The sequence below is a fragment of the Tepidiphilus sp. HLB4 genome (assembly GCF_054823945.1).
On record NZ_JSYB01000059.1, the window covers coordinates 1 to 10988 of the forward strand.

Genomic DNA, 10988 nt, shown 5'->3' on the forward strand with positions numbered 1-10988 from the left:
GGTCGATCCCCGCGCACGCGGGGGAGGCTCTAGCAAGCAACACATTGAATCTTAAAGATTTTTAAGGAACATTCTTTACATATCGACGGACTTCGACGGAATCTCTCGACGGGAAAGTAATATCCCATCTACCTCAACCAATCCAATCTTTGGAGTACCGAGCATCTTCGCGTCCTGCCCCCCAGGCATATCATGTGACTGCCATACCATGACAATAGAAGCGTCTACCTCATGAGGAAACCAGCTTTCGAGCACATCCCAAATTCGATCACGCACTGCCGGTGACAAGCGGGGGGCACTATAAACGCCAGGCGCCATTTCGAGAAGCACTGAAGCAAGGAAGCCGCGTACTCGCGGGGAGACATTACGCGTCACGATCACGGTCATCGACATCGAAGAGATCCTTGACGCGGTCGATCATCGTCGCGACGAGTTTATTTTGCCGAAACAAGGCAGCGGCGTGCTTACGCACGATGCGCTCGATAGATTCGTCTTTGTGCTCACGAGCCGCTTTGACGGCTCCGAAAGCCAGCGGCAGCGTGACGTCAACGCGATAAAGATCGGCGATGTCCAGCGTAAACGCGTTGCTCGATTCTTCATGAATAAATCCGAGTGGTGGCAAGGCGCCGACGGCAGCTACGGCAAGATCAGCGGCAGCCTCAACAAAGGTGGCGGCGTGATTGATCGCCTGGTTGGGAATGTCGGTCTGTTCGGGATGGGCGCGATCATAGCGTCGCCCTTTCCACTCGATGCCATATTGCTGAGCGACGACGTGGTATGCTTCTTTGAGTCGAGCTCCTTCGATACCGCGTAAGACTTCGATGTCTCGATGCGGCAGAATGCGACCGAAACGCCACGCATAGAGACGGCGGGCGGTATCAAGGCGTTTCCCAGCATCAGCCCACCGTAAGGCGTGAATGCGGGCCACGTCAGATCGCCCCTGTCCCATGGGCGGAGCGGTGTAGCTCTTGACCCCGCCCTCGCCGACTGCAGCGATCAGGGTTCCATGACGGGCGCACAGACGAAGAACATCCTGGGTAAGGCTGGTACCAGGGCCGAGCAAGATCATGGAAACGCCCTGATAAGGGATGGCATAGTCGCCAGCGGCAAGTGTGGTGCTCTCGGCAGCAACGAAACGCAGCGTACCCTCTTCCACACTCAGGCGGCCGTACTCGAGCCACAACAAGCCGTGTCGGTCGACATGCGGGATACGAGAGGCGGCGAGCCCCAGTCGCCCCGAGAAGAGACCGGGCGCCGTGCTCATCGCTCTCTCTTTGGTGGGGAAAGGAGCAACATACCCATACCAAAGGCGCGGTGGCGACCGATTCCGCGTCGCAAAAGGCGGGAAAACGCCTGCGGGTCGCGTATCCTTCCTTGCCCCTGAAAAAGAGCGACGGGCCGCTCGATCGTGTGATGGCTACGCCCAGCGTCGTGCCGCCGACGCATCAAGCGACGGCGGGCAAACCCAGCGAGAAAAAGCTGCTCGAGTACGGCAGATTCTCCCATCTGCTGTAGCAGCCACTTACAGTAGGTCTGTTCCCTCAGCGTACGAAGCTGCGGCGTACCACGCTCTGGAGCCTGATCCCCTAGACAGTCGAGAGCATGCAGCAGGGCGTCTTTTTCCACTCCTTTCTGCGTGCGTACAACAGGCGGCGCCAGCACTTCGAAGGAAAAAACGAAACCCTCACGCCATACTTCTGGCATAGGTTTCGTGGCGAGGGTATCTTTCTGCAAAGCCCTGAAAACCGACGGGGCCGCAAACGCAAGGGCATGTTCTTGCAGGTGCAAGGCATCGACGTCGGCGTAGCCAAGAACCTCGCAGCGGGACTCTATGTGACGAAAAGGTCGTGGGGCGAACGAACCAAACAGCGCCGTAAGCCAAGCATGCAGCAGATAACCGTGGGTTTCGTCGTCATGTTCCAGCAAACGCTGCTCGTGACCAAAGCGCAACAAAGCGCTTGGGTGGTAACACAAACGGACAAGATGAAGCGCACTCATGGGAGAACCTCGAGAAAACCGAACATCAAGCGGCGGCTGCCGCGGTGCAAGTTGTTGCGCCAGTCACGCAGGTCGTATACATCATCTTCATAAGCACCCGAACCTTCTTCCGGCGGCCAACAGGCAGGAATACGTGCGGGAGTATGACGTCCTGGACCGGGATCAGCCATCGGGATGCGGCATAGCGCTTCACGCAGATTCTCGGCTTGGTACCTTTTGAGCAGGATCGGTGCGGCAGGTAAGCAGGTCTTACGGCCAAGAAAGAGAGGTCTGGCCGGACGGCGCAGCGCAAATTCGAGCTCATCGAGCGAAGGAGGCTGGGAGATATCGATGAGTGTCAGGGCAACGGTAGCGATACCGTTGGCGAGATAATGGCGCCATCGTTGGTGGGTTTCTTTCTTGGCACTGCCGCCGGCGCGTTTCTCGGCTTTGCCGCGCGTCGTCCATCCCGTGTCGACGAGATGTTCCTGGCCGAGGTCGACCGTATGGTAATCGACGAAAGGAAGGGGTTCGACATCCCAGCGTGCCGCGTACCTGAGGCGATCTTGCAACCGGGCGGTACGCTGAGCATCGCGATGATCCCAGCCTAGGGCATTGGCAAGCAGGCCGGCCAGCAAGCTTTTTCCGGGGAAACGGTCAGTCGGATTGATCTGGTCGACGAGCACTCCGCCAAAGCTCATGAGCGGTGCGTCAAGACGCAGCAGGAGCATGTCCATGGTGTGCTCAACCCCAAAGGGCGTCTAGGGCTCGCTGCGTCGCCCGGTCGAGTGGCTCGACGGTAAGCGGAGCGAAATCGGTCGCACCATGCACTGTAGAAAGCAGTCGGGTGTCGGCTGTCATGCCGTACATGGCATCGACGCGACGCAGATAGTCGCCAAGCCGCTGCACCGCTTCTTGCATCGGGTTGGTGCCTGCGAGACGCAGCGCGTCCAGGTAGGCGTTGGCGAGCGTGCGCGGTTGTTGGGTGCCTATTTCCAGAAGAACGAATTCAGCCCGGGCATGGGGAGCCGTGCTGCCGAGCTTGGCCCCCGGCGTGCACGTCGCCACGGCATGGATGAGGGCACCCACACTGATACGTGCGGGATCCGGTGCCTGGTCGAGCCAATCTTTGGCATCGCATCCTGTGAGGTTGGAGACAAGTAAAGGAACGTCGACGACGACATAGCCGTAGTAGATACCGGAGCCGAGTTCGCTCTGATTGGCATGGGCCGCACCCGCCTCGTCGTCACGATTCAGGTCGTCGACCACGGTAAAGTAATCCATTTCAGTTTCTGCCGGATGTACGGTAAACGCATGTGCTACATGAACTGGTGCATCGACACGTGCAAGGAGGTCAGAGGTCACCATACGACCGAAGAGCGCGGCACTCAAACCTGCGGCTGATCGTTTCATCGCCTTGAGATTATTGCGTTCCTCAGGAGATTTGAGTCGCGATTCGAGCGCCTTTAAGGCGGATTCGTCACTGTCGGTATCGCTAGCGATTTGGCGTAGCAAATCGACAAAATAATCGCGTTCGCGCAACCCAAACAAGATGGGCTGTGCAAGCTCGCCAGTTTCTTTCACGCCACCATCGATGAGTTGCTTGGCCAGTGCAATAACGAGTTTTTCTGCTCGGGAGGCAGGTATTCCTCCTTCTAGGAGAATAGGTAATACCGCCCGGGTAAAAAATGCCCTTGTCCTGATCCCATCGGGCACCTGAGGCACTTGATGCTGAAGTTCTTCCCGCCAGTGGCGCTTGAGGCATTGTGAGGAGACACGCAGCCGGGTCGCGTTGCCAAACGGGATGCGTTTGGCCAGTCCGGCATCGTCACGGTTGAGCAGACTGGCAGGGTAGCTGGTCAGGGTGTGGATTTGCAAAAACATGAGAAAAGCCTCCGAAAAGGGTCAATTCAATCGAGGGAAAGATGACGGTAATAGTCAGCAGCGATACGACGATGGAGCGCCTCGCGTTTTTCGGAATCGTGAGTAAGCAGAAAGGCGGCTGCCTGCGTCCAGTCGAAGCTTTCGTCCTTGACGGCGAGGAAACGCACGATGGAAGCAAACAGGAAGGGACGAAGATCTTTATCGGCCTGCAAGAGACGCTCAAGCCGCATTTCATGCAGCCCGCTTTTGGCAAGCGCGGTCCCCAGTGAGCGCTTTGGATCGTGCCGACCACCCATAAGCGCGAGCCCCCAGGCAAGGAGGGCCCATGAGGTGATCTGTGACTCTGGGGGGAATTCTTCGCCAATTTTCAACAGCCAAAGGCGGTAGAACGCCATAGGCAATGGGCGACCAATCGACCAACGTTTGATCGCAGCACGATCCGCGTTGCCTGCATGCGCGATCGCTGTGGCCAATCGGGAAATCACGCCAAAAAGGGATCCTTGGGGCAAAGGTGTAGATATTGGAATAGTCTCATTCATGCTGTCGTCGCCTCCCTGGATGAGAAAATGGAAAAACCTTTTTTTCGCAACAACCTGTGCAAGACCTCTTCCGCACCCACAAAGGCGCGATAGAGCCGATCATGCGCCAGAGGCAACCCTTGTTCGGCCGCATGCAGTGTCTCAAAAGCCGATGCGATGAGTGATTCTTGCCAGCGTTGCCGTACCTCCTCAGCAGGATTGTCTGCGGCTGACCACAGATGATCGAAGAAACGTTGGCGCCAAGAGTTCAAGAAAGGCTCTTCTCGACGACGCGCCCAGATCGACACGGTATCGTCTCTAAGATCAGTTTTTTCCGGACCACCCTCGGCGAGTGCAATGAGCGCCAGATGAAGGCTCTGACCTACTGCGGCGGCGTCACCGAGGAGCTGTTGCGACAGGTCCGCGAGCTGCCGTTTGGTTTCTGTTTGCAGAAGAAATCCGCGTACCTTGGATGGGATTGGCAGCACAAAGCGGTGAAACCCTTCGGTAGTGCCTTGCCCGCGCACGAGCACGCTGCCATAGAACCACAGTGAACCCTTGCCAGGGCGGGGCTTCTGCAAAGGGGTGAGCTCGAAACCACGCTCAAAGATCAAGGCACACAGCAGCTCTGGCGTCCATCCCTGTCCGCTCAAGGTGAGCGCCACGCGTTCTTTCTTTTTTCCGCCTTGCGTCTTGATGGGAATCCAAGGGTCGCCAACGTCGCCGCTCTCCAGCGACCTGGGACCGATCTGGCGCTTTTCCGTGGGGCTACCGAGTGCGACGAAACCGCTGGCGGTCGGCGCCAACCGCAGGCGGCGCACTGCTTCGATGGCGTAGGGTTCAAGATCCGAGAGTTGGAATTGATGCTCCTCGCCGGACCAAGGGGCGAGCCAAGTAAGCACCACGCCGCGGTCCTGGTAACCGAGCGAGGACTGCACCAGCGCCGGGCGCATGGCACACAAAATGGCGCACTCTTCTCGCCAGCGATGGGAAGGACGAAGATCTTCGACCGTCCCCACCACGGGCCGGCTGGCAAAGCCACCAAACATGCGGAAGCTACCATAGTTGCCCTTACCAAGATAGCCATTCATCGTCTGATAGACGACCAAGGCATAAAGCCAGAGCCGTATGTCGTCTGAGCTGGCACGCGCAGCCTTGACATCGTGATTCTTGCTAGTAACGAGAATGTCAAGTTCATCAGGACGCATCGCTTTGGGTTGAAAGCCTTCCACATCAGGCGCCCTTTTGACCGGATGCTGCAAGAATGCCGGTTTGCATGGATCTTCGACCACTAGGTGCCAGGCACACTCTTCGCCTTGCGCGAGTTCCAGCAAAGCATCGCGCCAGAAGAGAGGCTCTGGCGGCAAGTCGTGGGGATCGAGGGCTCGATGCGCCGCCACACTTGCGCCCAACTGTACGAGCAGGACGTGCCAGGGATCGGTCTGGTGCGCACGCAATCCACGCCATTCGAGTATTTCCCCTGCAACGAGCCCTGCGAAGACTTCAGGTAGCGTCCGAGACTCACATCCGGTCGCGGTGGAAACTTCGATGAGGGGGTCGTCGAGCAAGCTATACATCGTCGTCTTTCTCCAGACCGAAGCGGGTGTAGCGAAACTGCTGCATCCCTAGGGTGAAACGAAATCCATCCGCGCCAAGCACTGGCGTGATACTCGTAGGAAGCTGGCTAAGGTCTGTACCGCCGAGCAGATGCGCGGGGATGCTCAATTGGCTGAGCGGGATACCCAGAGGAGACAATGGACGTCCTTGGAGGGGCAATTCGATGGAATTCATCCCCAACCGCGTGAGGATTCGCGCTTCCTTATCAGGATAGTGCAATTCACCGAAAGGCCGCGAAGCGATGACGCTTGTCTCGGCGCTGCGCAGTTCCTGAAGTTGTCGCCCAAAAAGTTCTTGCGCATGGCTTCGCCAAGCGGGAACACGCTGTTCCAGCGCCGCGAGCGCTGCAGGATGGGTGGCTGCTTCGACCAGAGCTCGATTTTCGTCGGGCAGTTTGAATAAAGGGTGCCTGCGGATGATCTCGGCAGTGCACTGCAAGATACGTCCATCTTCATAGACCAGTCCCAGGCCGGCGGCGGCACGCAGCCCTCCTTTTTTGTCCAAGAATCGATCGAGTCCTTCAGTGCCCGGCGTGCGTACGAGAACTCTGGCCTCGGCGTATGACAGGGGTCGATGCTGCCGTCGGTGACGATGAAGCCGTCCGATGCGCTGCAACAGCACGTCGATGGGGCACAGGTCGGTGATGAGCAGATCGGCGTCGATGTCCAGACTTTGTTCGAGAGTCTGCGTACCGATGAGCAAAAGCGGCCCATCGGCGCTATCTTTGCCCAGACGTTTGCTCACCTCGGCGTCCATCACTTCACGATCTTCACGAGCAAACCGCCCGTGGTGCGGACAGATGGTATTGGCGACATGAAAGAGCCAAGCACGGTCGAAACCAGCGTCGGCTTCGACTAAGCGTTGTAGCGCCACTGCCCGGCGCACAGTATTGCAAACGACGAGCACCCTCGCGCCCTCGGCCAGCGCCGCCTTTAGGCGAGGCAGCAACGTCGCTTCATCCAGCTGGGGAATTTCCTCGATCGCTACGCTTTTCTGCTTCCCAACAGAAGGGAGAGAAATCTCGCCCGAAAGGGTGGTTAGCGAAGGGTAAGGACGATCCGTGGCCTCGGGCAGCGACCTCGGAGGGTGTCTGAAGAATTCGGCCCACGCTGCTTCGCCGAGCGTAGCCGATAGCAGTAGAGTCCAGCCACCGCGCGAACGATGCACCGTGATCAAAGATTTGAGTATTTCGCGCATGTAGGGCGAAGAGGCATGGACTTCGTCGACCACGAGCAAATGACGGTCGAGGCAGACGGAACGCAGCAAGGCGTGTCGCACCGCCAAAGCCGAGAGCAAGGCCTGGTCGATGGTTCCTACCCCGATAGGTGCGGCGAGGAAGCGCTTGGGATGTTCTGCCGCCCAGAATTGTTCTGCCAACCGTGCCCGGCCATCGTCTTCCCACAAGACTCCGCTCGGCGGTAGCGGCGCTTCGCCATCGATCTTCACGTAGCCGGGAACGGCGAGCAGTACAGGATGAGGTCGCCGGTCAGGTTCGGGAAACGCACGCTCAATGAAGGAGAACACGCGCCCATAGAGCTCACGCGCAGCCACCCGCGTGGGCAGGGCAAAATAGAGCCCATCGACTTCTCCTGCTGCGTAGAGGCGGGAAAACCAAGCAAGCGCCGCCTCCGTCTTGCCCGAACCGGTCTCGGATTCGGCAAGCATGAGGCGCGAAGCATCCTCGATCGGTATTTCTTCGAGCAATGCGCACTGTAGCGGCGAGGGAGCAAAACTGAAACAAGAAGTGAAGTTCGCAGGAATCGGACGAGGGGCAGGAGGTGCCAGCCCGATCACTTTCAGTGCATGTCGAGCACCTTGGTCGGCGAGTGCCAACCGCGGGTCAGGGGCAGGATAAGGAAAGAAACGTGTATCCGAGCCAATCCAGTCGGCGAGCATCAAAAGCCCGGCAAACCAATGCTGCAGCGTAGGATCGGCATCGAGCAGTGATCCACCGTCAGTAAAGGCACTGGAAAAAGCGCACCGCCCTGTATCGACGAATTCCGCAAAAGCAATGATAGGATCATAATCCGGCGACGGAGTCCACCAACGGGAAAGATTACGATCGGAGTATCCTGCAACGTCCTCGGGTCGCAGCGGCCGACCATGATGGGAAAGCGTCGCCAGCAGCAGCGAGAAGAGTTGCTCTTCGCCGCCGAGAAACCAAGAACACATCTGCTCGCAACTCTGACGCCAAGAAGAAGGCCAGCGGCACTGGAGAGAAGGTTCGACGAGAAACGCTAGGCCTTCGATGACATGCCCCGCGCACTCATGGGCAGAAGGATCGACTTTCGCTTGGAAGCCTCGGTTGCATTTACCGAAATCGTGCAAAAAAGCAAGAAAGGAGAGTCTGTCGATCTGGACGGGCGAGAGCATCACACCCGGAGGAGAGCGAACGACCGTCAAGTGACGGAAAACGGTGGAGACGTCGAGCGCGTGATCGACAAGCGCGAGGTGCGCTCCCCTGGCCACATCGGCCTTGCCCCAAGGTACCATGCCCCCGCCCCTCCCATGTCCATGGCAATATCGTCATGGAAAACGACGAGCATGTCAAGATATTTTGACTATCATTGCATGGGAATAAGGGGAAAGGCAATCGCTCGACGTAAAAAAGCCGGCCTGAGGGCCGGCTCTTTCATCCAACGGCACCGCCTTGCCCGCAGCGCGGAATTCAGTCTTCGTCCGTACCGCCGACGAGCTGGGCTTCCAGCAGCCCAACGCGCCGTTCGAGCTCGGCGAGTTCTTGCCGCAGCTTGACGACCAGCTCGCGCTGCGCTTCGAATTCTTCGCGGGTGACGAGATCCATGCGCTCGAACATGGAGGCGAGCAGCGCCTTGGCATTCTTCTCGAAATCCTTGAGCGGACTCGTCTCGGCGAGGTGCTTGAGTTTCTGCGCGAGTTCGTCGAACATGGGGGGAGGATTCATGATGTCATCCTTGGAAGTGGCAGGGGATCGCGCCGCAGTGTATCACGCGGTCCCCCGATCGCGCCAACCGCCGCTCTTGCCGCCCAGCAATTTGTGCGCCAGCCGCACGCCCTCGACTACGCCCAACCCCCGCCCCCACCATTTCAACGCCGCCTGCGCCGTGCCGCGCCGCCCCAGGCGCCACAGGAGTGCACCGCCGGCGAGCGCGAGCGGCACTTTCCAGCGCACGAGGGTGTGCCAGGCGTTATCGACGGGGCGCACCGCCTCGCGCCACTCGCGCGCATCCTGCATCATGCGCCGCCGGTGGGCGGCGATGCGCGCTTCCAGCTCGGCCTTGCGGGCGGCGAGTTCGTCGCGGCGCATCAGGCCCCCTCGCCCGGCTCGGCGAGCAGCTGCCGGTCGGTGGCGAGCTGCTCGAGCGTGGCACGCAGCAGGCTGCGTCGGCGCGCCAGGCGGCGCAGGCGCCAGGCGGCGAATGCGGCCCCCAGCAGAAAAACGGCAGCCACCGCCGCGATGGCGGCGAGGCGATGGGTTTCCCAGAAGAAGGCGATGACGAGCACGCCGGCGAAGGCGAACCCCAGCACCGACAATGCCAAGGTCAGCCCAGCGAGCAGAAAGAGGTCGAAGAGCCGGGCGCGTTCTTCCTCCAGTTCGAGCACCGCCAGCCGCAGGCGCATCTCGCCGCCTTCGAGCAGATGCTCCAGGAGGCGCTTGGAGGCGCCGAAGACGCGCTCCATCGGCCCGGCGGAACGCTCCATCAGCGGCGGCCCATCAGCAGGCCGATCAGCATGCCCACGGCAGCCCCCAGGCCGATGCTGGTCCAGGGATGCTCGCGCACGTAACCTTCGGTTTGCTGGGCGGTGGCGCGCAGCGTTTCACTGGCCTGCTGATAGAGCTCAGAGCCGCGATCGGTCAGACGCGACCGCGCCTCGGCCAGCCTGGCGCGCGCTCGCTCGCGCAAATCCTGGAACTCGCTGCTCGTCTCATTGGCGGTGACAGCCAACAAATCTTCGAGCGTCTGCGCCAAGTTGCGTAGATCTTCCTTCAATTTCTCGGCGCTGGCTTGCGGTGTAGGATCTGATTGCGACTGCAGGTTTGGTTCTTTCACTTTCATGGCGAACACTCCTTGGGGAAAGTCGAATTGTTTTCATTCTAGACGATGGGGACGACAAAGGCAAAGAACGTGCGGCTGGCGAAATGCGACCTTCAAAGGGGAGTCGGGCCAAGCCCAATGGGCGGAGGCGCCCTCATGACCAATTCGCGAAATGCCTTCTCCCAGTCCTCGTTGGGTGTCACGCCGGCAAGCGGATCGGAGCAGGTGCGCCAACCCTCTTCGACCGCTTCCCAGTCCTCGGCGCTGAACACACGACGCGCGAGCGGCAGGATCTCGCGCTCTTCGGTGATCATGTGCTGGCGGTAGAAGTCGGCGTAACGTCCGAAGGCTTGCTTGAACGTCTCGAAACCGCCCGCCTCGCCCGCGGCATAGGCACGAAGCGCCTCCTGGAGTTCGGCCACGCGCTTTTCATTGGCGGCATGTTCCTGCTCCAGACGCGCGATCACCGCGTCGGCCTCGTGCGTCTTCTCCTTGAGCCGGGCGAAGAGAAAGCGGTCTTCCTTGGGATGATGTGAGCGTTCGGGGTATTCGGCCACATAGTGCACCATCGCGCGCAGCAGCTCGAAGTCGGGCTGCTGCCTCCCCTCTTCGATCGCCTCGATGAGGTAGCGCAACCCGTGGATGATCGCGGCGTGGGCCTGGTGTTCGTCTTCGATGCGTCGCCATGCGGTCATGGAAAAGGCTCCTTGGCGCTCAAGGCGCGAGTCGTTCTTGGTGTTTGCCCAGGCCGAGATAGGCCTCGATCACGCGCGGGTCGGTGGCGAGCTCATGGGCCGGCCCGTGCATGGTGATCTCGCCCATCTCGAGCACGTAGCCGTAGTCGGCCACCTGCAGCGCGGCACGGGCGTTCTGCTCCACCAGCAGGATGGAGACGCCGCGCTCGCGCAGGGAAGCGATGATGCGAAAAATCTCGCGCACGATGAGTGGGGCCAGCCCGAGCGAGGGTTCGTCGAGC

Annotated in this window: 13 protein-coding genes and 1 pseudogene; all 14 read right to left on the bottom strand. The window is 59.8% G+C overall.

Going from position 1 to position 10988, the window contains the following annotated elements; all coding sequences use genetic code 11:
- Nucleotides 1–75 precede the first annotated feature (75 nt).
- Nucleotides 76–393: a type I-E CRISPR-associated endoribonuclease Cas2e gene (gene cas2e, locus OA56_RS08960; RefSeq protein WP_461584776.1), complete on the bottom strand. Its 318-nt coding sequence runs from the start codon at nucleotides 391–393 to the stop codon at nucleotides 76–78.
- A complete protein-coding gene (cas1e, locus tag OA56_RS08965; RefSeq protein WP_461584778.1) occupies nucleotides 365–1264 on the bottom strand; it encodes a type I-E CRISPR-associated endonuclease Cas1e in 900 nt (299 codons plus the stop codon). Before cas1e ends, cas2e begins: the two co-directional genes overlap by 29 nt.
- A complete protein-coding gene (gene cas6e, locus OA56_RS08970; protein ID WP_461584780.1) occupies nucleotides 1261–1998 on the bottom strand; it encodes a type I-E CRISPR-associated protein Cas6/Cse3/CasE in 738 nt (245 codons plus the stop codon). Before cas6e ends, cas1e begins: the two co-directional genes overlap by 4 nt.
- Nucleotides 1995–2714: a type I-E CRISPR-associated protein Cas5/CasD gene (gene cas5e, locus OA56_RS08975; protein WP_461584782.1), complete on the bottom strand. Its 720-nt coding sequence runs from the start codon at nucleotides 2712–2714 to the stop codon at nucleotides 1995–1997. Before cas5e ends, cas6e begins: the two co-directional genes overlap by 4 nt.
- Before the next feature lie 7 nt (nucleotides 2715–2721).
- Nucleotides 2722–3861, bottom strand: coding sequence for a type I-E CRISPR-associated protein Cas7/Cse4/CasC (cas7e, locus tag OA56_RS08980; RefSeq protein ID WP_461584784.1), 1140 nt, complete (start codon nucleotides 3859–3861; stop codon nucleotides 2722–2724).
- Between the two features lie 26 nt (nucleotides 3862–3887).
- The gene (gene casB, locus OA56_RS08985; RefSeq protein WP_461584786.1) at nucleotides 3888–4400 is read right to left on the bottom strand and encodes a type I-E CRISPR-associated protein Cse2/CasB; all 513 of its coding nucleotides are present in this window, start codon (nucleotides 4398–4400) and stop codon (nucleotides 3888–3890) included.
- On the bottom strand, nucleotides 4397–5956 hold the full coding sequence (gene casA / locus OA56_RS08990) for a type I-E CRISPR-associated protein Cse1/CasA (protein WP_461584788.1): 1560 nt from the start codon (nucleotides 5954–5956) through the stop codon (nucleotides 4397–4399). The genes casB and casA overlap by 4 nt, the downstream gene beginning before the upstream one ends.
- The gene (cas3, locus tag OA56_RS08995) at nucleotides 5949–8489 is read right to left on the bottom strand and encodes a CRISPR-associated helicase Cas3' (RefSeq protein ID WP_461584790.1); all 2541 of its coding nucleotides are present in this window, start codon (nucleotides 8487–8489) and stop codon (nucleotides 5949–5951) included. The genes casA and cas3 overlap by 8 nt, the downstream gene beginning before the upstream one ends.
- 175 nt (nucleotides 8490–8664) lie before the next feature.
- Entirely contained in the window at nucleotides 8665–8919 is a 255-nt protein-coding gene (locus OA56_RS09000) for an accessory factor UbiK family protein (RefSeq protein WP_055423115.1), read from the bottom strand.
- A gap of 42 nt (nucleotides 8920–8961) precedes the next feature.
- A complete protein-coding gene (locus OA56_RS09005; protein ID WP_141055525.1) occupies nucleotides 8962–9282 on the bottom strand; it encodes a YqjK family protein in 321 nt (106 codons plus the stop codon).
- On the bottom strand, nucleotides 9282–9677 hold the full coding sequence (locus tag OA56_RS09010; RefSeq protein ID WP_461584793.1) for a phage holin family protein: 396 nt from the start codon (nucleotides 9675–9677) through the stop codon (nucleotides 9282–9284). Before OA56_RS09010 ends, OA56_RS09005 begins: the two co-directional genes overlap by 1 nt.
- Nucleotides 9677–10033, bottom strand: coding sequence for an ElaB/YgaM/YqjD family protein (locus OA56_RS09015; RefSeq protein WP_461584795.1), 357 nt, complete (start codon nucleotides 10031–10033; stop codon nucleotides 9677–9679). The genes OA56_RS09010 and OA56_RS09015 overlap by 1 nt, the downstream gene beginning before the upstream one ends.
- 92 nt (nucleotides 10034–10125) lie before the next feature.
- Nucleotides 10126–10707 (bottom strand): hemerythrin domain-containing protein, encoded by a 582-nt coding sequence (locus OA56_RS09020; RefSeq protein WP_461584797.1) that lies wholly within the window; start codon nucleotides 10705–10707, stop codon nucleotides 10126–10128.
- A 19-nt stretch (nucleotides 10708–10726) separates the two neighbouring features.
- Nucleotides 10727–10988 (bottom strand): annotated as a pseudogene (locus OA56_RS09025) (ABC transporter ATP-binding protein); the annotation flags it as partial.